Genomic DNA, 23,018 nt, shown 5'->3' on the forward strand with positions numbered 1-23,018 from the left:
CTCTATTCGTCTTCCCGGATGACCGGAATCCGCTCAATGCGGGGATCGGTGAAAATATCGAATTCGTCCCGGCTTGTGCTGGAGAACTCGGAAATAACCGCTCCCTCTGCGCCAGCCTGAAACCAGTGTTTGACGCCGGGCTGAATCGTATATTGTTCTCCGGGATGCAGCACGATTTCGTGGAAGACCGTGTAGTAAGGCTCGCCGTCTGCCGGAACTATCGCTTGTATCGCCGGCGCCGGCTCGCCTTCTACATACAGGAACACGCTTCCTGCCCGGCAGCGGAACGTTTCCATCTTCCCGGGGTTGCCTCCCACAGGCGGGTGCAGGTGCTCGGGGCACGTTTGCCCAGGAAACATGACCAGTTCCTTGGCGCAGTAACGATCTGTGTTCACGTACGTGATAAGCTGCAAGCCTTGCACCTCAAGCTGCTCCAGACCGAAGCCCGCGACTTCGATCGCCTCGATTTCCTGCTGCGTCAGCACAATACCGCCGGCGTGCAAGAATGCCGCCGTTCGCCGCTGCGCCTCTCTGATCTCGCTTCTTTTCATCCGGCATCCCTTCCTGTCTTCCGTAATTGATGATGCGGTCCAACCCACACCTGCCGCTCGTTCAAAACCCAATCGGCCAAATCCAGCTTCTGCTCCCGCTTGGCCCATCCCCGGTTCATCCGGCTCTGCACGTCGGCCCAAGGCGGGATGCCGCTGACGGCATCCGCCTGCTCCACGTTGCACGCGCCGACGCCGACGGCGGCATGAACCGCCTCTTCGAGCGGCATGCCCCGCAGCAGGCTGTATAGAAATCCGGCGATCGTACAATCGCCGGCTCCCGTCGTCCCTTTAACCTCCACCTCGTAACAGGAGGTAAGCAGTTCGCAGCCGAGCCAGCCCGCCGACAAACCGCCAGCGGGGGCGCATGCGCCCATGGCGGATAGGCGGTCCGGGTCCGAAGTCGTGCGGACGTATAGGCCGTGCTCGCCCAGTTTCAGCGCGACGATAGCGGCACCCATGTCGAGCAATTGCCCGGACAGCTCCGATAACAGGGACCCGTTCGCCAACGGCAGCAAGTCACCCGATGCCGCCTCCTGCGACAGTTGATGAAAGCGCTCGCGATTCAGCATAAAGAGCACCTCTTCGAAGCTGGGCATGAATACATCCACATAAGGCAGCGCGCTTGCCAGAATCGCCCGCCAATCGGCCTGGCCTGCCGCCGATTCCGGGTCCGGCTTCGCCATGTCCAGCGACACGGTTAAGCCGAGAGCCTTCACCTGCTGGAACAGGCTCGTCAATTCGCGCCCCCCTTGTTCGTACATCCTGCGCATCAACGGCGGATAGCCGAAATGGAACAGTTTCGAGCCCTCCAGCCGGTCTGTCTGCAAATCTGCGGCGGAGTACGTATCGTTCGCTCCTGTCGCATGCAGGAAGGCCCGATCCGTTTGCGGCGGACTGATAACGATGGAGTAGGAGCTGGTCTCGCCTTCGGCTACGATCATTCCCTCCGCCAAAACATCTTGCTGCTGCCGCAACAGCGACAAAATCGTTTCGCCGAAAGGATCCTTGCCCACTTTCCCCATCAGCTTGACCCGGCTGCCGAGCCGGTGAAGCGCAAGCCCCGTATTGGGAACCGCGCCTCCCGTCGAAAGCACGGCGGGGCCGATGCTCATCAGCTTGCCGGGGACGAGAATTCCCTCCATCCCGATCCGCTTCTCATCGATCGTCGGTATAATGTCCAGACAGATGTGCCCTGCAACCACCACTTCCGCAATATGACGGCTCAAAGCTAGCTCCTCCAGTCGATTGATATCGTGCGCCCCGTCCGATTCGATTCCAATGCCGCCGTAAAAATCTGATGGCTGGACCCGGCCTCCTGCGGTGTCGCGCAGCGGAAAGGCTGTTGCATCCGGTCGCCATGCGCCAGCTCGTCGCAGAACGCGGCCCACATTTGCAGAATGGAGTCCGGGAAGCCGAATTCGAAAATGCCGCCGGTGACGGTGTCGTAGGCCGATTTATAAGGCGTATCGGCCACATGCCAAGCCTGAACTCCGCCCGGCGAATAAGGCAAGGAAGCGATCTGCTTCGGCTGCTTGGTGGTAAATTCGGCGGAAAACGCTGTTCCGGCTATGCGGATAAACCATGTATTCGCATGTCCGGGCGCAATCCGTTTCATGGACAGCAGCATGGGGAACTGCTGGTCTTCCGTGTGCGCTTCACAGGCCAGAATGGCATTGTCCCAGGTTTCGCAAGGGACTGTGCCGCCTTGTCCGTCCGGCCTTTCCTGCACGATTTGAGACAGAAGAGCTCGTACGGACCGGGGCCTCCACCCGAAGCGCATCGGAAGATGCAGCACATGCATGCCGAGATCGCCCATACATCCATATTCGCCGTTCGTGGCGATTCGCCTCTTCCAGTTGATCGGTTTAGTCGGGTCAAGGTCGCTGGAATGCCAAAAGCCCGCCTCCACCTCAATGATTCGGCCGAATTTGCGCTCCTGCACCCATCGATAGATTTGCTGTGCGCCGGGGAAGAAGGGGAACTCGGACGAGCAGCGGACAATCACCTCCGGATGTCTGTCGATGGCATCCTGAATGAGCCTGTTGGCCGCCTGATCGATGCCGAACGGCTTTTCGCCGAGCAAATGCTTGCCCGCTTCGATTATATCGACATAAATTTGTGCGTGAAGCTGGTGAGGCACCGCACAATAGATCGCGTCGACGGCCGAGTCCGCAAGCAAGCTTTTATAATCGGTGTAGACCGCCTCCACGCTGGGCACATGATCCCTGAACCACTGTGAGGCGGCTTCATTGGCATCGCAGACGGCCGTGATTCTCGGCTCGAAGTCCACGCCGGTCAGATGGCACCAGCGAGCCGCCGCGCTGGCGAATTCTTTGCCCATTAAACCGCAGCCGATAACGCCGAAACGGATAATTGTTCTGGCCATGACCGATCAGCGCTCCCTTACCGGCGAAATGTCGTCCGTATTGCTTAACCAAGCCAAAGCTTGCGCCTCATCGGCTCCGTCATGGACGATGGACATCAGCGCTTTGGTCATCCCGGCGGGGTTGGCGTGCTGAATGACATTACGTCCGTACACAATGCCCGAGGCCCCCTGCCGCATCAACTGCACCGTACGGCTCACGATCTCCTCGTCGGCGGCTCTCCCTCCGCCGCGCACGAGGACGGGAATGCCGGAAGCCACCTCGATGACCCGGTGATACTGCTCGACATCGTCGCACGGATCGGCTTTAATGACATCCGCTCCCAATTCCACTGCCTGACGCACCAGCGGCATAATTTTGTTGATATCCCCATCCACCATATAGCCGCCCTTGACTTCGTTCGCAAGCATGACCAGCGGTTCGACCATGAGCGGCATACCGTATTTCTCGCATTCGGTGCGGAGCGCCGCTACATTTTTCACGCATTGATAATGAAGCTCGGGCTGGTTCGGCAGCAGCAGCAGATTCACGCATACGGCCACGGCATCCAGGCGTACGGCCTGCTCGACGGATCTGTCAATCAACTCGCTGAATAAGTAGCGCGGCAGCGCCTGACCATAAATGTTGGCGACATCGGTACGCAGCACGAGTCCGATACGCCGGCTCCCCGGGATCGATGGCAGATGCGCCGCCTGTCCGACGCTTAGCTGGATGCAATTCGGACCGGCTTCCACGATCGTCGCGATCGCCTGCCGCATATTCTCGATACCGGACAAGAATGAGATCTCATTGAAAAATCCGTGATCAATCGCCACATCGAAACATTTGCCCTGCTCGCTGAACATGCGCTGCAGTCTGGGTTTTATCGGCATGGTTGTTCTCCTCCAAAATCAAAATGTTAATATACAACATAAATATTCGTTTATAACATTATGATATGTTTATTTATAACAAATGTCTACTAAAATTTTATCCCTTCCGTCACCCCAACGGGAACAAAAAAAAGAGCTTCAACCCACCGCAGTGAAAAGTTGAAGCTCTCTCTAGTTTCTTCTATATGCCGAAGCCTTCATCAAACCGGCTGCATCACCTGCATAAACCTTCCCATCCGCTCCAGTGCCTTCTCCAAATCGACGAGCGAGGTTGCGTAGGAGCAGCGAATAAAGCCCTCTCCGCCCGATCCGAATACATGTCCCGGTACGACCGCCACCTTCGCTTCCTCCAGCAGCCGAAGAGCAAACTGCTCAGATGACATGCCGGTAGAAGCAATGGAAGGGAAGGCATAGAAAGCCCCCTCAGGCTCGTGACAGGCCAGCCCGATTGCATTCAAGCCGGCTACAAACAGCTTGCGGCGTTCATTGTAGCTCGCCATCATCTCATCCTTGGCAGCTAAGCCATGACGCAATGATTCGAGCGCGGCAATCTGTGCAATGGTGGGAGCACACATGGCCGTGTACTGGTGGATTTTCAACATGCCGGCAATCAGCTCGCGCGGACCGCACGCGTAGCCTACCCGCCAGCCTGTCATCGCGAACGCTTTGGAAAAGCCGCTGACGACAATCGTACGCTCCTTCATGCCCGGCAAGGAGGCGATACTGACATGCTTTCTCCCATAAGTCAGCTCGGCATAAACTTCATCCGAAATGACGACCAGATTATGTTTGACAATAAGCTCTGCAATCGGCAGCCAATCCTGCTCCGTCATAACTGTTCCGGTCGGATTACATGGATAATTGATCATCAAAACCTTCGAATGAGGCGTAATTGCCGCTTCCAGCGCTTGCGGGGTCAGCTTGAACTGCTCCTCTGCCGTAGCCGCCACCTCCACAATTTTACCGCCATGCAGATGGATAATCGGTTCATAGGCAATATAGGTTGGCGCCGGAATCAGCACCTCGTCACCCGGATCGATCACAGCCCGCAGCGCCAGGTCGACGGCTTCACTGCTCCCCACCGTCACGATAATTTCCTGCTCGGGGTCATAGGAAAGCGCGAAGCTGCTGGAAAAATAAGCCGAAAGCTCCTCCCGCAGCTCCATCAAGCCGGCATTTGAAGTATATTTCGTCTGCCCTTCACGCAATGCCTGAACGCAAGCTTCACGTACCTTTTCCGGTGTAACGAAATCCGGCTCGCCAATTCCAAGGGCGATTGTATCTCCGCCTGCTGCATTCAGATCAAAAAAAGCACGAATGCCCGATGGCCGAATACCCCGTACACGCGAGGATAAAAATCGCCCTGTACCCTCTTCACTAAGCATGCTGCACCATCCCCCATTCCTGTTTCCGTTCATGGAGCGAGCTGGCAATAATACGGTCCAGCAGCTGTGTAAAGGTGATCCCCGCAGCTGCCGCACTCTTCGGAAGCAGGCTGCCCGCGGTCATTCCCGGTAAGGTGTTCACTTCCAGCACGTAAGGCATATCCTGACACAAAATCATATCGACCCTTGCATAGACCTTGCATTGCAGCAGCCGGTAACTGGCCAGCGCCGCCTCGCGCACACGCTGCTCCATCACGGGAGGAAGCTGGATCACCTTCTCTTCAGCGCCGCCGGCCTCATATTTCGCTTTGTAGTCGAACCACTCCGAATGCGCGGAACGAATGCCGATAATCGGCAATACCTCGCCATCCACAATCGAGCAGGTAAGCTCCGTCCCTTTCATATAGGGCTCAATCAAGATCGCCTGATCCAAGCTGCAAGCCTCCTGAACAGCCGGCAGCAGCTCCTTCTCATTCTGTACAAGCTGGATGCCGATGCTTGATCCCCCCGTATTCGGCTTCACAATAACCGGGTAGCCCAGCCGCTCCACCGCCTGCGGATCATAATCGTCCGTCCCCTGCCAGCAAAGGCCTGCAGGCGTATGCACGCCCGCTGCCTTCAGTAGCATCTTGGACAGCTGCTTATTCATGCATAAGCTACTTGCCAGGACACCGCTTCCCGTATATGGAACGCCCAGCGTCTCCAACGTTCCCTGCACCGTGCCGTCCTCGCCATATTGGCCATGCAGCGCCAGCAGCGCGAGATCGATGCCTGCCTGCTGGACCTGCGCGATTAAATCCGCTCGCTGCTCGATCACAATGGGAACCACCTCATAGCGGCTGCGATCCAAATGATGGATCATCTGTTGACCTGTTAGTAAAGAAATCTCACGCTCAGAGGAAATACCGCCCATAATAACGCCAATTTTCATCACGACACCTCATTTTAGCTCTTTTCTTCATCGTTATGCCTTAAGAAAGCTGCGCGCCTGTTTCCCGATGATTTGAATACCCCGCTCGATATTTTCATCCGTTACTCGTGAAAAACCAAGCCGCAATGTATTCGTCCCTTCGCCTTCTTGAATAAAAAACTTGTCTCCCGGTGTAAAAATAACGCCCTGTTCCGTGCAAGCTTCCAGCAGCTGGCGTGTATTTACGCCTGTCGGAAAGGTGAGGAACAAATGCAAGCCCCCGTCGCCGGACAGCTGCGCCTCGGGAAGATGCGCTTCACAGCATGCCTTTGTCAGCTCATATTTGCGCTTATATTCTGTACGTGCTTTTTTGACATACTTATCGAAATTTCCGTTAAGCAAATATTGGTATAAAATCGATTGATCGATTGTAGATGTATGAATGGTGCGTGCACGCTTAATGCTTTCCAGCGTGTCGATCAGCGCCCGGTCTCCGAGCACCCAGCCTACTCGCAATCCGGGGAACAGCACCTTGGAGAAGCTGCCGATATAGATGACTCCGTTCCCTTGCCCTGCTGCCGCTATTAAGGGCGCAACATGCGCTCCCGAGTAGCGCAGCTCCTCATTGAATCCATCCTCGATCACCGGAATCTGATAGCGCATCATTAATTTCATAACGGCGCTGCGCTTTGCCGGCGACATGACGATGCCAGTTGGATTGTGATAGGAAGGAGTCAAATACGCCAGATCGAAGCGGTTTGTCTGCTTCTGTAATACCGCCTCAAGCCGCTCCACATCCATACCGTCACGCTCCATCGGAATCCCGGTAATCTCAAATCCTTGCAGCTTCAAATTTTTGATCGCGGTATGATGGGTCGGATTTTCACAAATTGCCGCTCCGCGGCGTGCAGAAGGGCGCAATGCCGACAGCACAATATCAAAGCCTTCTGTAAACCCGCCTGTAATCAGCATATCCTTGCCGCTTATATCGACGCCTTTATTCTCCATATAACGCATCAGGTAATCGATCAGCGGCTTGTAGCCCTTGGCATAGCCGTAGTTGAGCAGCACCTGCCCTTCGATGGCCATCCGGTCCATAAAGGCTCGCCTTACATCCCCCAGATCAAACAACTGCTCATCTGGAGCGATGCTTGTGAACGAGATGGCTTCTTTTTTGGCGCGAATGCCCTGCTTCATCATATCCAGCTCCACAGCCGATACCGCATACTCGTTCATTCTTGCCTTCCAGTCGATCTGCCAGGCGGCGGAGCCGTCAGCTCCTCCGTGATCTGCAGCCAAATGGCCCACCATGGCGGCCACATAGCTGCCCTTGCCGGGAATCGCATACGTAAATCCGTCATCCTCCAAGCCTTCATAGGCTGCAATGACGGTATTGCGGCTTACCTGAAGCAGCCCGCTCATTTCTCGTGTGGAGGGCAGCTTCTGATCCGCCTGAAGCGCCCCTTTTATAATTAAACGTTTGACGTATTCTTTCACTTGTATCGCGACCGGACGGTCACCGACGAGCTTGAAATCCTGAAACATCCTTCATCGCCCCCATCTACAATGATGGCATAGGAGACGAAAGAAAAAAAGAACCACCGCACTGGATTTTTCATCCTTCGGTGGTTCTTCGTTCTCCATTATTCTATACTTTTTAGCGATTCAATCATATTGATTTTGGTAACTTTTCTCCTAAGCAGTAAGTTAGCTAGAATGGTAAGCATGAATGAAATAATAATAGAAACTAAAATTGTAAAAATATTTAATTTATCCGGGATTTGTTGATGGGTACTGGATAGTGAATTCACAATAATTTCAAAACAATATCCGCTTATCGGTAAAGCTGCAATTACCGCAAATGCGGTTAGGATGATGTTTTCCAAAAATATGAGTCTGTTTATTTTATTTTTCTGATAGCCTAATACCTTGAGTGTGGCAAGCTCACGATTCCGTTCATAAATGTTTATGGAAGATATGGTATATATGGCGCCAAAGGAGAGTATGACCGCACAAATGATAAACATGATAAATATAAAACTGTTTTGCTTCAAAATATATTGAGCTGATTTCTTAAGATCATTCTTATCTGCAATTGTATCTGCATGATGATCTTGTTCAAAAAAGTTACGAACGCTTATAAGATCTGTAGAGCTATCTGCTTTAACTAAAAGCGAGGTTGGACTGTAGTCTATGTCAAAGCTCTTTAAATAGGCTGATGTGCTATAAAATGACGGATTTGAATACTGAGTAGATATTTTTAAAACCTTCATATCTACAGCTTTATTTTTAAGCTCTGGTGCTGTGAACTTTATTTGGATGATATCCCCTTCTGAAATATGATACTTGTCGGCGTAAGATTTGGGTACCAGCACACCATTATTTCCTAAATATATCCTTTTGTCATTTTCGTCAAAGAAATGAATGAGATCGTTTTCTTGTTCCGTAACAACTAAAGTGGCATTTTCTTTTTCAGCATCTTTAATGAATTCAACAGGAAAGGTGGATAAATCATAACTATTTTGAATACCGAATAGTTTTATCGTACCAGGAGATGTTCCCATCGTATAATCTACTTTTAAATCATACGTATACACATCTTCAATTTGATTCGCTACTTTTTGCAAAGCCGTTTGAGTACCGAAAGCAGTTATCAATAAAACCGTGCTTACCACAACGCCAACGGAGCTCGCCAGAGCTTTTTGTTTGTTTAAAAATATATTTCTCAAAATGAGTTTGTAACTGTAGGGAATCTGACTCCAAACACCCGGGATTCTTTCTATAACTAGCTTTTTCATTGTCTTGGGCGGTTTGGGACGCATAGCCTGGGCTGCACGTTCTTTTAATATGGATCTACCGCTTAAGTAACAGGATAGAAGTCCAAAAGCGCTAGAGAAAATGATGGGAGGAAGGATCGAATACAAAGAAAGCGAAAATTGAATGCCAGGCAGAGAGTAGGCCCTTGCATTCGACGCCGTTACTAATGGAACAAATACAATAGCGGCAAGGGCACAGCCTAGGATGGACCCCAATATACCGACCAGCACAGGGTATCCCATGTAATGAAGCATGATGCTTCTGTTGTTTACACCCAAAGCCTTCATAATGCCTACTTGATTTCTTTGAGAATCTATAATCCTCGACATGGTCAGAAATAAAATAATCGCTTCGATCAAAAAGAGAACCAGAGGGATGACCTTACTCATCAAATTATTATTATATATCGTTTGCTTGATTTTCGAATAATTGAAAGTCCGTTCTTTACTTACTTGGTTTAAATAAGTAAGTTGTTTTTGTTTCGATTGTACTTCAATTGCTTTACCTAATTTGTCGCTATCGTAACCTTCTTTAGCATCAATCATGATTTCATTATAGTAAAAGCCGTTTACGATTTCGGGTATGGTCTCTTCGGCAATATAAGCGATTCCGTAGGTTTTATGGTCTTGGATTTCGTTCTTTTTTGCATGTTCAACATTCTCGCCCAAGCCGCTAATTGTAAACTTAAAATTTTTTTCATCCGTACGGATACTGATTTCATCGCCGACACGATAATGATGTTCTTTGGCATAATGAGAATCTAAAAAGATCTCGTCCTTTTTTGACGGGATACTGCCCTCCATCATCGTAGGTGTATTGATTTCATTTTTTACAGGGATCGAATGAATTTTTAACGTAGCTTTATAATCTTCAAAGGCTTGCGTGGCATCAAAGGTATATCGTCCTTCTATTTTATTTATGCCTTCCATTTCGCTTAAACGAGCCACATCTTGTTTGGAAATTTGACTGTAATATATATTTAGGTCGCTTAAATGATGTTCTTTAAAGTAAACCTTGGTATAAGCACTAAGATTATCGCTCAAAGTGACCAGCCCCGTATAGAAAAAAGCTCCTACTGCGACAACCAAAACAAAGGCTACAAATTGTCCTATCGATTGTTTAATATCCCTTAATAATTTTATAACTAGTTTCACGATCACCACTCAATCCCTTCAACACTTTGTTTTTCATCATTAAGCGTAACGCTTTCTATCCTTCCGCTTTTCACCTTAATAATTTTATCAGCCATGGGAGCAATTGCCGTATTATGTGTGACCACAACGACGCACTTTTTCGTTTCCTTATTTAAATCCTGAAGAAGCTTTAAGACGGACTTGCCGGTAACATAATCCAAAGCCCCGGTTGGTTCATCACAGAGTAAAAGCAAAGGATTTTTGGCAACAGCTCTAGCAATTGCCACTCTTTGTTGTTCTCCCCCCGAGAGCTGGGAAGGGAAGTTTTTGATTCGATCCTTTAATCCGACTTTATGTAAAATATCTTGAGCATCCAGATGGTTTTTACATACTTCAGCGGCAAATTCAACATTTTCTAGTGCGTTTAAATTCGGAATCAAGTTGTAGAATTGAAAGACAAAGCCAACCTTCTCACCGCGATATTGTGTTAATTTTTTTTCGTTGAATCTTGTTATTTCTTGATCGCCAACGAACACTTGACCTGAGGTAGCTGTATCCATACCGCCAAGTATATTCAAAATCGTACTTTTACCTGCGCCGCTTGCGCCCAAAATAACGACGAATTCTCCCTCTGATATGGAAAAATCAATGCCATCCAGGGCCTTGATTGGCACTTCTCCTATTTTGTATTGTTTCGTTACTTTTTTAAATTCGATTAACTTTTTCACTTCTTACATCTCCTCGAATCATAATGATTGAAACTTCGTAAGTCCCCTTTTGCCAAAGTTTTTCTTCTCAGCATGTCAGTATGTTACTCATGTAGCACACTATAATTCATGTTCAAATCATTGTCAACGATCGATCATACGTTCGGAAAACTCGATCGAACGATCGGTTATTGACAATTGTTTGCATATAAATTATGGTATGCTAGATGGATAACATACCGATATACTGAAGGTGGGGCAATGAACATCACTTTCGACGATAAACAACCGATTTTTCAACAGGTAGCCAACATCATTGAGGACGATATTCTGAACGGCACTTTCCGCGTGGACGAGCAAATTCTTTCTGTGGCGCAGTTTTCTCAACTGTTCCAAATCAATCCGGCGACCGTAGTGAAGGGGATCGCCCTGCTCGTCAATGAAGGTATCCTGTACAAAAAAAGAGGGCTTGGCATGTATGTCGCGATGGATGCGAAACAGAAGATTCAGATGAAGCGAAGAGATCGTTTCTACAATGAGCTGTTGTCCAATCTGCTGAATGAAGCCGACAAGCTCGGGCTGACAACCGAAGAGATCATGGACATGATCAAACAGTTGAGAAAGGAATGAACGAACCGTGAGCATAGCATTGACTTGCGGCAATTTAAATAAAAAATACGGTCGAACTGACGCATTGCGGAATCTGGATCTGCAGCTGGAGGAAAACGTCATTTACGGTTTGCTCGGGCGAAACGGCGCCGGCAAAACGACGTTGCTTAACATGATCGCAGGCGGAATCTTCCCGGACTACGGCACAATCGAGGTAAGAGGAAAAAAGCTGGGCAAAGGAGAACTTCCGAAGGATTTCTGTTTCGTACGCGAGAAAAACAAACATTTCGGAGGAGCGCGGGTTATCGAGGTTTTGCAGTTTGCTGCGAATTTTCATCCAAATTGGGACTGGACGTTCGCTCATGAATTGCTCGAGACGTTTCAGCTTGATCCGCACAAAAAAATCAGGCAGCTATCAAGAGGCACGGAATCGCTCGTAGGAAACATCATCGGTCTGGCCAGCCGGGCATCGCTGACGCTATACGACGAGCCGGTGCTCGGACTCGATGTCTTGATGCGGGAAAGATTTTACAAGGCGCTTTTGGAGGATTATGCCAATCACCCTCGCACGATTTTACTTTCTACGCATTTGATTGACGAAATCGCCACAGTCGCAGAAAGAGTGTACATCATTGAAGCCGGCTCCCTCCTGCTTCATGATGAGATGGATCGGATACGTATGGCAGCTCATCTGATCCGGGGAAATTCGGAAGCGGTGGCTTCGTTTACAGCCGGAAAGCGAGTATTATATACGGAAGCCTATGGCCGCGGCACAATGGCCGCTATTTACGAAACGTTGGACGATGGGGACATGCGACAGGCGCGCGAGATGGACATTTCGATTGAACATCTGACACTTCAAAAGTTTTTCTCGTATTTGATCGAAGGAGGTCACTAAGTTGGGCGCATGGGCCGTTCATTTCAAGGCTACCTATTTGCAAATGAGGATTTACATCTGGTGCGTCATTATTCTTATCCTGCTTGGAAGGCTGGCGGACTTCATTGTTAGCCTCTTTACAGACAGCAGCCACAATACCCGCCTTTCGGACGGCAACATGCTGATTCTCATTTTGCTTCTTATCGCTATCGTGCTGCCGCTCAGTTATTACAAACGCATCGTAAATTTGGGCGCAAGCCGGGAGCAATATTTTAAAGCGCTTCAATTCGTCTTTGCCGTCTGGGCAGCAGCCATCGCTTTGTTCAATTCTTTATGGTTTGAATTTGAAGTGGGCGTGCTCCGGAATTACATGAACACCGTTGATCTTATTGAAGCGTTTCATTGGGTTGACTTTGGCTTGGCAGGTTCTTTTCTTTACCAAACCGCCTTTTATTTGATGGTGATGGCGCTTCTAAGCATGCTGATCTCCGGTTACTACCATCCTGTCGGTTGGTTGCTATGGGCGCTGCTCATTGCGGCGATCCCAATCGGAACGGCGATTCCTTCGCTGCGCGTTCATGTCGTCTTTTTTTTCAAAGCATTATTATTCAACGGCTCGCTGCTGACGGGCGTCGGATTTAACCTTATGCTCTATTTCGTTTTCGTGGCCGGCGGCTGGCTTTTTACCAGGAGAAGGACGCACTAAAGTAACGTCATCGGAAGCAAAGCCCGTTTTCAGCCAGTAAAATGGCTTTAAATGGGCTTTCGGCTATTTATAGTCCAATCAAACTTGTCCTATCGGAAGCCACTGCTTACTACATCCCGCTTTGCAATTAAATATCGGAGAAGATGACCTCTACGTTAGGTTTGATGTTGCCGGGTTGTCGTTGTATTGGTGGTTGAGCCGGTCGATCCAACCGAGCTATGAGTTGTATTGGTAGTTTCTCCGTAAAGGGTGGAAAAGTTCTCGCGCCTCTTAGTACCAGCCTCGTTTTTTGCTTCGTTTCCGCTTCCATGTGGGGCTGGCCGGTTATCTCTGTCGTTCCCGCTGAGCTCTTTGTTGATACTGTCCTTATTCTCTGCCATTTTACGATCTCCTTGTGTGAGGTATTGTTCTAGTCATTTTTTGGAACTTGAATTTAAACTGGTAGTGGCGGCGGATTTGGGTTCCAGTTCGGATAATTCCATGGATAGTTGTACCAGGGGCGCTCTTTCAGTTCTAAGGCCGTCAATTGAAGTTTGTGCGGAGCGCCATGATTCCAGTATCCTTGTGCGATAGTTCCTTTCCATTCAATTTTCACCGGAACCATGAGACCCTCTTGGAAATTGAGTTCCCAGCATCCCACGCGCAGATCACATTCACGCGGCCAGTGCGAGCTTGGCTGGTTATCAGTCAGTCTGCCTTCCATGACGCTTCCACCTTGAGGGCCGAAGGAATGGGCTACCGGTGCATCTTTGGTGAGTGCAAAAGCACCACGGAAAGTGTACCGATGATTGTCTGATGTGCCCACAACATTAAGCCAGTTGTCTGCACCTTTCGAAAAGACTAAGTTCAGCGCACCCCACGCATACGCTTCCCCATCAATAGTAATTTGGTATTTGCCGTTAAATAACTTGCACCAATCCTCTGCGTCGGGAGGACAAACCTGCAGCATACTCACGTAATCTTTGTCCTTGCGTCGTCGGATCAAAAACTCGTAGATTTCAGTCCATCTTTCGTGGTCAAGTACGGTAAGGCAACCCAAACTAACCTTCCCTGGATGAAGATAGCGTTTCTTGAATTCCGTCGATGTTCCTGGTAATTCCAGAAGTGGAAACCAGGAATGTTGATACGGACCGGCTTTAGGATAATAGTTTTCATGAAAATGATCCACGACCAGAATACGATGGTTGCCCTCAGGAATAGGATGATTTGGATCAGTTTTCACATGAACCACGACATTGTCCGAGATGCGGAGCAAATTTTTTGCTGGCAGGAATTTCAAGACGGCTGAGGGGTTATAGTTAATCATAGGGCCAAGCGCATTAGCCTCAGATTTGACGCTGAATTCTTGATGCTTTGCCAATCCTTCAAGCACGGTGAAATGATCGCGGAGTTGACCATTCGCATCAGGAGTTGAACTTGTGTGATCTACTTGCAGATATTGCGGCAGTGTTGCCTCTTTACCGACTTTATCGAGGACCGACAGAAAGCCATTCTTCTCATCCCACTTTGCGATCGTCTTAACCGTCATAACTATTGTCCCCTTACTTGATAATTGCCTCTGGTTGGGGATAGTATGCCTGATTCTAGCGGCGATTATGCGTAAGCGTCAAATAGCGCCCAGCTCGATTTGACGCTTACAAATGTCTTACCTATTTAAAAATACGATCAATTTCGTTGATTTCTTCTTCTGTCAGGTGGACGTCTAATGTTTTTAAATTATCCAGCACTTGCTCTGCTCTTTTTGCTCCGGGAATGATAACATCAATTGAATCATGTGTTAAATACCAAGCAAGGACTACATGAGCAACTTCGGCATTTTTTTCATTTGCAATTTTACGGAGCTGCTCTACCTTTTCTAGATTTTTTTTGAATTTATCCCCCTGGAAGTGAGGCATATCTTTGCGCAGATCATTGAATGTCATATCCTTATTGTATTTACCGGCCAGCAAGCCTGATGCTAGTGGAAAGTATGGAATAAACGAGATATTATTCTCTGTCGTATATGAAAAGAATTCTTGTTCCGCTTCACGATGCAGCAAATTGTAATTTCCCTGTAATACATCGACATAACCATCCTTATTTGCTTCTTTCAATTGTTCAAGTGAGAAGTTAGAAACGCCAATTGCTCTAATTTTACCTTCGTCCTTTAGCTGTTTTAAGACTCCAACCGCCTCATCTTTTGGTGTATCCTGATCTGGAAAATGAATATAAAATAAATCTATGTAATCTGTTTGTAGCTTTTTCAAACTATCTTCAACGGCTTGTTTTAAAAAAGCAGGCGAATTATCCATGGCAACATCATTGCCGACAAGTGTAAGGCCGCCTTTTGTTGCAAGGATGAATTCATGACGCTTTCCTGCTTCTTTTATCACTTCACCTACTAGCTCCTCTGAACGTCCTGTTCCATAAAAAAACGCTGTATCTAAAAAATTCACTCCATGGTTGATCGCAGCCCGCACCAAATCTTTTCCTACTTCTTCATTTAAATTAGGATAAATATTGTGCCCACCTACAGCGCTTGTTCCAAGTCCGATTGGATTGACAACTAAATCTGTTTTACCAATTCGTGTTTGTTTCGTCATTCTCTTCAACTCCCTCTCATTTATTTCTACAGTAATCTAATCAGCCTAAAATTGCGATGCAAAAAAACAAGCTTACTGGGCTTGGGTATCTGCCACATTATCATTAAGGGTGTTTTTGTCCAGTGCGACTTAAAAGTCGCTTTCAGTAATGAGGTGAAAACCGTACCTGCCTTTTTTTTCATTTTTTCACCTGAGTACTTGTTTGAAGTAGACTCTCTAGCTTGTCCAAAAATGTTTCCGTTCCCTGTTGGCGATATTCGACACGATCATGACCATCAAACATGGCAACTTGTTCCGTAAAAATCAATCGTGTACCCGCGTTAACGGGCTTTAATTCAACAGTTACGATAGAAGCTGAGATACGCACTTGATCCATGTCCATCGTGTATGTATAGACAATTCGTTGATCTTTGACAATTTCTTTATAGGAAGCATCATACGTAAACGTTGGACCTTTTCGTCAATTCTAATAATCGGGTAAAGTCATCCAACGTCAAAGTTCTGTTCTGCTGCATCATCTCCCAAACGTGTTCGAGTTCTTGCAACATAGTCTGTTGCAATTGTATTCTCTTTGAGACGAGCGATTTGCAAGGAAATGACTCGTGACGGAGCATAATAGATTCCTGCCAACGCTGATCTTATTTCTTCAAGTGATACTCCCAATTCTTTTAACGATAAAATCTGTTGTAGTCGCAAGAGATCGGCTTGGTTATAGAGGCGGTGTCCAGCTTCCGTATATTCCGAAGGTGAAAATAGGCTAATCTCGTAATAACGCAATGTCCGAATCGTTAAGCCTGTTAGCTTTGCTAGTTCACCTACTTCCCACTGTGGTTCCACACATCAGATCCTTTGCTTTATTTTTTATGTTTTATCTCATGCGCTTTTACTATAAGACATTACGCTACGTAAGGTGCAAGAGGAATATAAAAATAAGTAATCTCCAAGTGCGGAAGATGAAGAAAAGCCAACTCCTGTCCTGCCGAAACTCAGATCTAAGGCTTTATTTTATTAAACAAAAATAACATAAAAAGAAGCTGGATCATTGATCTCAGCTTCTTCATTCTTGCGTCTTACCTTAAAGGGGTACCGCCACATCCCCATCAAGCTAGGATGAAATCATACCCCCAAACTAAGTTATACTTTTTATGTTGGCATTATTCCATAGAAAGGATGGTTTCCCATGAAATCTATTCCTCTTTCTATCAGCGAAGAAGTGCATTTATTAGCCCAAGAATTACAGCATCACTTTTCTCCTTCCCAGCTAGAAGTGCTCGCTAGACAAACTAATTTTGTCCAACGAAAAAGCAAATGTACCGCGCAAAATTTAGTTTCCTTATGTGTCTTTTTAAATGATCATTTATCTGTGACTCCCCTCGCACAGTTATGTAGCCAACTTGATGCAACCGAAGGCTTGTTTAAGTCTGCACGAAATTCCGTTTAGAGCTGAATTGGATCAGGCTCAAGGGTGAAACGATAATATGAATCCGTATCTTTGTTCTTAGCTAGATAGGCATGGGGCGGTACCCCATATGGTGATAAAAGAAATAGGATGTTATCTGAATATGGAAACAACAACAAAAAAGAGGCCCGAAGGCCTCTTTCTCTTTCCTAGCTGCAGCGGCTGTAGCCGCAGTTGCTGCAATTTTTGCAACCTTCGCTGTTAATCAGCGAAGCCGAACCGCAGGATGGGCACAGGTCAAGAGACGTGGCCGCGCTGCGCGTTACCGCGTATTGAGCGGGCGTTTCCATCACGACCTCCTGTGTCGCGGTGATGTAATCATCCGCGTTGTCGGAGAAATCGCCGTGCATTTCGAGCGCCTTGGCGACAGCGTCGGCAATCGATTCGACGCGGTTCGCGCCGAAGCCGATTGCGCCGGAGCCGCCGATGCCCTTGAGGTGCTTGATCAGCAGCTGCACCTTGTTTCCATGGTCGCCGTAGCGTAGGAACAGTGAGCAGACGCGTCCGAGCGCTTCGGACATCGCGAAGACGTCGGAACCGGCTTTGCCGACGTTCAAGAAAATTTCGCTCGGGCTGCCGTTCATATCGTTAATCGTAATGTAAGCCATCCCGAACGGGGTGTTGAATTTATACGTTGCCCCGCGCAGAGCCTGTGGACGGCGCTTGTATTCCTTGTCGAACACCTGCTCCGTCTTGGCGTCAATGTTAACGGCCTGCGATTGGGACAGGTTGGTGAGCGACTTCTCCTCGCCCGCAGCGGATGGCTCGGCCGCCACCGGCTGTGTCGCCGGTTTCGCTTCCGCAGCCTTCTCTTCCTTCTTGTCTGTGCTCAGCACCTGCACGTCGCGGCTGCCGTCCCGATAGATCGTCACGCCTTTGCAGCCCAGATCGAAGGCAAGCTCGTACAGCTGCTTGGTTTCTTCAACCGTAAAGTCGGATGGGCAGTTCGCCGTTTTGGAGATTGAGCTGTCCACCCATTTTTGAATGGCGGCCTGCGCGCGAATATGATCTTCCGCGGACAAATCCATGGCGGTCACGAAATAGTCCGGCAGCTCTTCGTTAGGATGCCCATCCTTCCATTCCTGAGCGATCGGCACGTACTGCTTGTCGAAGCCGAGACGGCTTTGACGGTAGTACTCGAACGCAAAGTACGGCTCGATCCCTGTCGAGGTGCCCACCATCGTTCCCGTGCTGCCCGTCGGCGCTTGGGTAATGACCGTTACGTTGCGCATGCCCTTCTTCTGGATGGCGGCGCCCACTTCCGGGAAGACGGACGTCATATGCTTCATGAAGCCGCTTTGCAGGAACGGTTCCGCTTGGAACTGCTTGAAGGAGCCCTTCTCTTCCGCGATATCGGCGGAAGCCAAGTACGCTTCCTTCGCCATGAAGCCGTACAGCTTATCGAGGAATTCGAGCGATTCCGGACTGCCGTAGCGGATGCCCAGCTTAATCATCAGCTCGGCGAGGCCCATGGAGCCGAGTCCGACACGGCGCTCGCCCTGCTGGTTCACCCGGTTTTGTTCGAAGTGATACGGCGTTTTGTCAATAACGTTATCCAGGAAACGCGTGGAATAACGGACGACCTGCGCCAGCTCGTCCCATGCCACGTCGTGATTATGCTCGTCGTAAAATTTGGACAGGTTGATTGCGGACAGATTGCATACGCCCCACGCCGGCAATCCCTGCTCGCCGCAAGGGTTCGTGCAGATGATCGGGTTGAAATACCAGCTGTTGGACATCTGGTTGTAGTATTCCATGAATACGACCCCGGGCTCCGCCGATTTCCATGCGGATTCGATAATCGTATGCCACACGTCGCGCGCTTTGACCGTCCGGTAATGGTTTATTTTTTTGCCGGTCTTTCTCCACTTGTCCAAATCGCCGTCCCACAGCTCGTCATATTCAGGGTCGGTCGTATCCGGATAGACCAATTCCCAATCCAGATCCTCTTTGACCGCCTTCATAAAGCCGTTGCTGACGCATACGGACAAGTTGGCGTTCGTGATCTGGCCCATCGTTTGCTTCACGGTAATAAAATCGACCACGTCCGGATGCCAGTCGTTGATCATCAGCATCAGTGCGCCGCGGCGGCTTCCGCCCTGTTCGATCAGGCCGGTCGTGTAGCTGAACAGTCCGCCCCATGATACCGCGCCGCTCGAAGAACCGTTGACGCCTTTGACAACGGAACGCCGTGGACGAAGCGAGGACAGGTTAATCCCGACGCCGCCTCCGCGCGCCATAATTTCCGTCATTTCGGACAGCGTCGCCATAATGCCTCCGCGGCTGTCATGCGGGGACGGGATGACATAGCAATTGAACAGCGTCAATTCGTCGCTTGCGTCCGCTCCTGCGGCGATCCGCCCGCCGGGCACAAGCTTCCAATCGTCGAGCACGTAACGGAACTTGTCCGTCCATTCCTTGCGTTTCTCCGGAGTTGCTTCCACGGAAGCCATGGCAGTGGCCAAGCGGTCCCACATCTGCTGCGGCGTTTTTTCCAACGTCAGCGTTAGCTTCTCGACGGCAGAGTCGACAACGTCTCCGCTCCGCAGCTTGACTTTGACCTGGTTTCCTTGACGTTCAATGACTTCCCCTACTTCCTTGGCCGGAAACTTCGGATCGTCCTTCGTCAGCACCAGTACCGTATCTCCCACCTTCGTATTGCGGGTATCGGCATCCTTCATCGCATAACGGTCAAGAAATATTTTTTCGCTTAAGCCTTCCAATTTGGTCTGCTGCACGGTCTTCAAAACAACAACCTCCCGGAAATATTTTCAAAGGCCAATCACAATATCTGGTATGCGAAAAACATTATACAATACAATATATTGTGTTACGAATAGGCAAAAAGCGGATTTAACGGCGTAGTATGGAATACAAGCCCGCTAGCTTCTTTTTTCGCGGTCAGGCTCTCTTTTTCGTTGACGAAATCTTCATCTTTTTCGACAAAGCCGGCCTAAGTTAACGAAAAACTGAAACTATATACGCCCAACAACATGTTGAAACGAAACCTTGCAAATCCGCCCTTTGCTTCGTTTTGACAATGAATCAGCCGATTGTTAGTCTAGTAATAGTATAACCGTATTCAGCAGCATTATCAAACGTATGTTCCCATTTTCCAAAACCTACATGATACGGGAGGTGTACCCATGACTCCGATTTACTTGATCCAAGACAGACTCGTTCCCAAGGAAGAAGTTCGCGTCTCGCCGGACGACCGCGGGTACTATTTCGGCGACGGCATCTATGAAGTATTCCGCGTCTACGGAGGCAAATTGTTCGAAGCCGAGGCGCATTTCAAGCGATTGGAGCGCACGGCGGCTGCCGTCCGCATAGACTTGCCCGCTGCGTCAAGCGAATTGCAAAAGCAGTTGGAACAATTAATCGCCGCAAACTCGCTAATCGAAGGCACCGTTTACCTCCAGATCACCCGCGGTACGGCGCCTAGAGCCCATGCGATTCCCGCTGAGGCCGAACCTGTCCTTATGGCTTATACGACCGAGCTGAAGCGTCCCGTTCGCATGATGCAGCAGGGCATCGCCGTCGTTACGATGGAGGATATCCGGTGGCTGCGCTGCGACCTGAAGACGCTTAACCTGCTGCCCAACACGTTGGCGAAGCAGCACGCGCTCGATCAAGGCGCGGACGACGTCGTATTACACCGCGGTGGATTGGTCACGGAGTGCAGCGCCTCCAACGTAATGATCGTCAAACAAGGCGCAATCATTACTCATCCCGCCGACAACTTGATCCTGCACGGGATCACGCGCGCCGTCGCGCTTCGTCTGGCCCGCGAGCTCGGCATCCCGGTCGCCGAGACGCCGTTCACGCTGGACGATCTCCGGCAGGCGGAGGAAGCGTTCGTCACCGGTACGACCATTGAAGTAACGCCCGTCATTTCACTCGACGGCATTCCCGTCGCCTCAGGTAGCCCGGGACCGGTCACGCGCCGCCTGCAGCAAGCCTTCGAGCAGGCCATCTCCTCCTGCATCCCTCAATAAATATCAAAAAACCTTCGGAGCGCTATCTCCGAAGGTTCCATTCTTCATTGCCATATTTTTCTTCCACCAGCCGTTCCGCCAGCTCCTGCTCGTATGAGGTCAGCTCTCCCGGAACCATCTTTACGCCCAGTCCTTCGGCCATACCGGCCAGAAACGCCTCTTCCGTCTGTGCCAGCCCGACCGGCAGTTGTCCGACGCTGCGAAGCAGATCGTTGATCGCGACCGCCTTCCGCAAAAACTGCTGCTTCATCCGTTCCATGATCCGTTCGTTCTTGAACCTGAGCAGCCGGAACAGCTGATCTGCATCGAGATCGAGCAAAATCGACCCGTGCTGCAGCACGACGCCCTTCTGCCGGGTCTGCGCACTGCCGGCCACCTTGCGTCCCTCCACGACAAGCTCGTACCAGGAAGGCGAATCGAAGCAGGCCGCCGAGCCCATCGACTCGTACTTGCTCTTGTCCTCCTCGCTTTCGAGCTGTACCATATCGGCCGCCAATCCGAGCTTGCGGAACCCTAGCAGCAGCCCTTCGCTCAGCACCCGATACGCTTCCGTCACGCTTCGCGGAATGCCGGGGTAGTCCTCGGACACGATGATGCTGTACGTCAGCTCCTTATCGTGGAGCACCGCCCTACCCCCGGTCGCCCGCCGGACGAAGCCGATGCCTTCGCGCTCCAGCGCATCGAAATCGATCTCTTCCTTCGCCTTCTGAAAATAACCGATCGACAGCGTCGGAGGATTCCAGCCGTAAAACCGCACGGTCGGTGGCGCCGCTCCTTCGCCGTGCGCCGTCAGTATCGCTTCGTCTACCGCCATATTGTAAGCCGGCGAACCATAGCCGGACCGAATCCATCGCCATTCCTGCGTCATCCGCGATCCCTCCTTTTTTCTGTCGCACCGGCGCAGGCCGCAAAGCCGGCTCACTTTACCGCTTAACGGCCAGACATTTTGCCGCCCGCAAGCCGGGAACCTGCATCTCCCGATCGGGCTTGTCGGCCCCGTCGGGCTTCACGAACGCAACCGCGCCGTCTTCCCCGAGCGCTACGAATTCGTCCCCGCTTTTGTCCAGCGCCACCGGCCGGTGATCCCAGGCCAGATGGGTCTGCTTGCGCGTTTTTAAATCCAGCACGGACAGCGGCTTCTCGATATCCGGATGGGCTCCGGTCGCATCGAAGCGCGCGATCAGCATTTTGCCATTCAGCGCTTGCATCCCGTACGAGTACGGCCGGGTATTGGAGACAAAATGGTGCGCCAGCTCGTAAGGCTCCTGCTGCGGGTCCCAGCGGTAAATTTTGTTCGACCATTCGGTCTTGTTGCGCTGCGAGATCATCATATAGATGTCGCCGCCGGAATCGGCCTCCACTTGATCGAGCGGATACCGCCGGGCCTCGGCGATCAGCTTGCCCCATTCCCTGGTCTCCAAGTCGACCTTATACAAATTCGAGCTTGTCGTCGCATTGTTGGACGTCACAAGCCACAGGTCTTTGCCCCGTCCGGTAATGTCCTCGATGCCGCCGGGCAGCATCCATTCCTTGACCCACTTGTGTTCCTTCAACTGATAAATGCCGACCTTCGCATAGTCGCCGTCCTTCTGCGCCGTTTTATCGGCGGAAGCGAGAAACATCAGATCCCCATAAATGTAGCTGAGCTTGGGCGAGAAGCCCGGTGTCGGATACATCGTGAAGCTGTCGCTCCTGCTGTCCCGCAAATAAAAGCCGCGAGACGCCTTCGGGTCGGACGGCTGAAATACGGTGATCGCCATGTGCTCTCCCGTATAACTGAGCGAACTGACCGGCTGCTCCGTTTGCAGCACTTCTCGGGCTTCATTCGTTTTGCTGTTGACGCTGAATACCCGGTTATCTCCGGCTACGAGCAGATCGCCCGTCTCATCCAAAGCTTTGGACGCTTCCGCATCGACCGGCGTCATGCGGGGCTTGGCATCCGAACCGAATATAGAACATCCGGCGCAGGCCGCAGTCAACAGAAGCGTGAGGCAGATACGAACGCGTCTGTTCAAAGAAGCTCTCCCT

At 50.2% G+C, this 23,018-nt stretch carries 21 protein-coding genes; 5 read left to right on the forward strand and 16 right to left on the reverse strand.

All coding sequences use genetic code 11. The annotated features are described in order from the left end of the window. Positions 1–2: 2 nt before the first annotated feature. The 9 genes from ET33_RS17100 to ET33_RS17140 all read right to left on the reverse strand — a co-directional run bounded on the left by ET33_RS17100 (position 3) and on the right by ET33_RS17140 (position 10,780). Complete coding sequence (locus ET33_RS17100; protein WP_036684137.1) at positions 3–551, reverse strand: D-lyxose/D-mannose family sugar isomerase; 549 nt, start codon at positions 549–551, stop codon at positions 3–5. Then, positions 548–1,777, reverse strand: a complete 1,230-nt coding sequence (locus ET33_RS17105; protein WP_036684140.1) for a carbohydrate kinase family protein — start codon at positions 1,775–1,777, stop codon at positions 548–550. Before ET33_RS17105 ends, ET33_RS17100 begins: the two co-directional genes overlap by 4 nt. Before the next feature lie 2 nt (positions 1,778–1,779). After that, positions 1,780–2,937 carry a Gfo/Idh/MocA family protein gene (locus ET33_RS17110; RefSeq protein ID WP_036684142.1) on the reverse strand — a complete coding sequence of 386 codons (1,158 nt, stop codon included), beginning with the start codon at positions 2,935–2,937 and terminating at the stop codon, positions 1,780–1,782. Positions 2,938–2,943: 6 nt separating this feature from the next. After that, a complete protein-coding gene (locus ET33_RS17115; protein WP_036684145.1) occupies positions 2,944–3,807 on the reverse strand; it encodes a class I fructose-bisphosphate aldolase in 864 nt (287 codons plus the stop codon). Between the two features lie 200 nt (positions 3,808–4,007). Next, entirely contained in the window at positions 4,008–5,192 is a 1,185-nt protein-coding gene (locus ET33_RS17120) for an aminotransferase class I/II-fold pyridoxal phosphate-dependent enzyme (RefSeq protein ID WP_036684147.1), read from the reverse strand. Then, the gene (locus tag ET33_RS17125; RefSeq protein ID WP_036684149.1) at positions 5,185–6,123 is read right to left on the reverse strand and encodes a D-alanine--D-alanine ligase; all 939 of its coding nucleotides are present in this window, start codon (positions 6,121–6,123) and stop codon (positions 5,185–5,187) included. Before ET33_RS17125 ends, ET33_RS17120 begins: the two co-directional genes overlap by 8 nt. A gap of 33 nt (positions 6,124–6,156) precedes the next feature. Beyond that, entirely contained in the window at positions 6,157–7,647 is a 1,491-nt protein-coding gene (locus ET33_RS17130) for an aminotransferase-like domain-containing protein (RefSeq protein WP_036684152.1), read from the reverse strand. A gap of 98 nt (positions 7,648–7,745) precedes the next feature. Beyond that, positions 7,746–10,073, reverse strand: a complete 2,328-nt coding sequence (locus tag ET33_RS17135; RefSeq protein WP_036684287.1) for an ABC transporter permease — start codon at positions 10,071–10,073, stop codon at positions 7,746–7,748. 2 nt (positions 10,074–10,075) lie between these two features. Then, positions 10,076–10,780 (reverse strand): ABC transporter ATP-binding protein, encoded by a 705-nt coding sequence (locus tag ET33_RS17140; RefSeq protein WP_036684156.1) that lies wholly within the window; start codon positions 10,778–10,780, stop codon positions 10,076–10,078. 240 nt (positions 10,781–11,020) lie between these two features. Between ET33_RS17140 and ET33_RS17145 the strand changes: the two genes are divergently transcribed. The 3 genes from ET33_RS17145 to ET33_RS17155 are packed head-to-tail and all read left to right on the forward strand — an operon-like array spanning position 11,021 to position 12,951. Continuing rightward, on the forward strand, positions 11,021–11,389 hold the full coding sequence (locus ET33_RS17145; RefSeq protein ID WP_036684159.1) for a GntR family transcriptional regulator: 369 nt from the start codon (positions 11,021–11,023) through the stop codon (positions 11,387–11,389). Positions 11,390–11,396: 7 nt separating this feature from the next. Then, positions 11,397–12,266, forward strand: coding sequence for an ATP-binding cassette domain-containing protein (locus ET33_RS17150; protein ID WP_036684161.1), 870 nt, complete (start codon positions 11,397–11,399; stop codon positions 12,264–12,266). A 1-nt stretch (position 12,267) separates the two neighbouring features. Then, positions 12,268–12,951 (forward strand): hypothetical protein, encoded by a 684-nt coding sequence (locus ET33_RS17155; RefSeq protein ID WP_036684164.1) that lies wholly within the window; start codon positions 12,268–12,270, stop codon positions 12,949–12,951. Positions 12,952–13,384: 433 nt separating this feature from the next. On the opposite strand, the gene ET33_RS17165 is transcribed toward ET33_RS17155, so the two are convergent. From ET33_RS17165 to ET33_RS37490, 4 genes are all read right to left on the reverse strand, one after another. Further along, on the reverse strand, positions 13,385–14,479 hold the full coding sequence (locus tag ET33_RS17165) for a hypothetical protein (RefSeq protein WP_036684170.1): 1,095 nt from the start codon (positions 14,477–14,479) through the stop codon (positions 13,385–13,387). Between the two features lie 121 nt (positions 14,480–14,600). Then, on the reverse strand, positions 14,601–15,533 hold the full coding sequence (locus ET33_RS17170) for an aldo/keto reductase (RefSeq protein ID WP_036684173.1): 933 nt from the start codon (positions 15,531–15,533) through the stop codon (positions 14,601–14,603). 178 nt (positions 15,534–15,711) lie between these two features. Further along, positions 15,712–15,951 (reverse strand): SRPBCC domain-containing protein, encoded by a 240-nt coding sequence (locus ET33_RS37485; RefSeq protein WP_081890358.1) that lies wholly within the window; start codon positions 15,949–15,951, stop codon positions 15,712–15,714. A gap of 65 nt (positions 15,952–16,016) precedes the next feature. Beyond that, positions 16,017–16,370 carry a MerR family transcriptional regulator gene (locus ET33_RS37490; protein ID WP_235206739.1) on the reverse strand — a complete coding sequence of 118 codons (354 nt, stop codon included), beginning with the start codon at positions 16,368–16,370 and terminating at the stop codon, positions 16,017–16,019. Between the two features lie 343 nt (positions 16,371–16,713). On the opposite strand from ET33_RS37490, the gene ET33_RS38460 reads away from it, so the two are divergent. Then, complete coding sequence (locus ET33_RS38460) at positions 16,714–16,974, forward strand: hypothetical protein (RefSeq protein ID WP_152570657.1); 261 nt, start codon at positions 16,714–16,716, stop codon at positions 16,972–16,974. Positions 16,975–17,141: 167 nt separating this feature from the next. On the opposite strand, the gene ET33_RS17175 is transcribed toward ET33_RS38460, so the two are convergent. Beyond that, positions 17,142–19,739 carry an adenosylcobalamin-dependent ribonucleoside-diphosphate reductase gene (locus ET33_RS17175; RefSeq protein ID WP_036684178.1) on the reverse strand — a complete coding sequence of 866 codons (2,598 nt, stop codon included), beginning with the start codon at positions 19,737–19,739 and terminating at the stop codon, positions 17,142–17,144. Positions 19,740–20,138: 399 nt separating this feature from the next. Here ET33_RS17175 and dat point away from each other — a divergent pair, with 399 nt between their 5' ends. After that, a complete protein-coding gene (gene dat / locus ET33_RS17180) occupies positions 20,139–20,990 on the forward strand; it encodes a D-amino-acid transaminase (protein ID WP_036684181.1) in 852 nt (283 codons plus the stop codon). 22 nt (positions 20,991–21,012) lie between these two features. On the opposite strand, the gene ET33_RS17185 is transcribed toward dat, so the two are convergent. Continuing rightward, on the reverse strand, positions 21,013–21,858 hold the full coding sequence (locus tag ET33_RS17185) for a lipoate--protein ligase family protein (RefSeq protein ID WP_036684182.1): 846 nt from the start codon (positions 21,856–21,858) through the stop codon (positions 21,013–21,015). Positions 21,859–21,913: 55 nt separating this feature from the next. Next, on the reverse strand, positions 21,914–23,005 hold the full coding sequence (locus ET33_RS17190; protein WP_152570658.1) for a hypothetical protein: 1,092 nt from the start codon (positions 23,003–23,005) through the stop codon (positions 21,914–21,916). Positions 23,006–23,018 lie beyond the last annotated feature (13 nt).

It is taken from the genome of Paenibacillus tyrphae, assembly GCF_000722545.1.
Classification (GTDB): domain Bacteria; phylum Bacillota; class Bacilli; order Paenibacillales; family NBRC-103111; genus Paenibacillus_G; species Paenibacillus_G tyrfis.

Bases quoted from the DNA above. Each gene is read 5' to 3' on its own strand.
- ET33_RS17100 (WP_036684137.1), bottom strand. From the start codon at position 551: ATGAAAAGAAGCGAGATCAGAGAGGCGCAGCGGCGAACGGCGGCATTC.
- ET33_RS17110 (WP_036684142.1), bottom strand. From the start codon at position 2,937: ATGGCCAGAACAATTATCCGTTTCGGCGTTATCGGCTGCGGTTTAATG.
- ET33_RS17115 (WP_036684145.1), bottom strand. From the start codon at position 3,807: ATGCCGATAAAACCCAGACTGCAGCGCATGTTCAGCGAGCAGGGCAAA.
- ET33_RS17120 (WP_036684147.1), bottom strand. From the start codon at position 5,192: ATGCTTAGTGAAGAGGGTACAGGGCGATTTTTATCCTCGCGTGTACGG.
- ET33_RS17125 (WP_036684149.1), bottom strand. From the start codon at position 6,123: ATGAAAATTGGCGTTATTATGGGCGGTATTTCCTCTGAGCGTGAGATT.
- ET33_RS17130 (WP_036684152.1), bottom strand. From the start codon at position 7,647: ATGTTTCAGGATTTCAAGCTCGTCGGTGACCGTCCGGTCGCGATACAA.
- ET33_RS17145 (WP_036684159.1), top strand. From the start codon at position 11,021: ATGAACATCACTTTCGACGATAAACAACCGATTTTTCAACAGGTAGCC.
- ET33_RS17165 (WP_036684170.1), bottom strand. From the start codon at position 14,479: ATGACGGTTAAGACGATCGCAAAGTGGGATGAGAAGAATGGCTTTCTG.
- ET33_RS17170 (WP_036684173.1), bottom strand. From the start codon at position 15,533: ATGACGAAACAAACACGAATTGGTAAAACAGATTTAGTTGTCAATCCA.
- ET33_RS38460 (WP_152570657.1), top strand. From the start codon at position 16,714: ATGAAATCTATTCCTCTTTCTATCAGCGAAGAAGTGCATTTATTAGCC.
- dat (WP_036684181.1), top strand. From the start codon at position 20,139: ATGACTCCGATTTACTTGATCCAAGACAGACTCGTTCCCAAGGAAGAA.
- ET33_RS17185 (WP_036684182.1), bottom strand. From the start codon at position 21,858: ATGACGCAGGAATGGCGATGGATTCGGTCCGGCTATGGTTCGCCGGCT.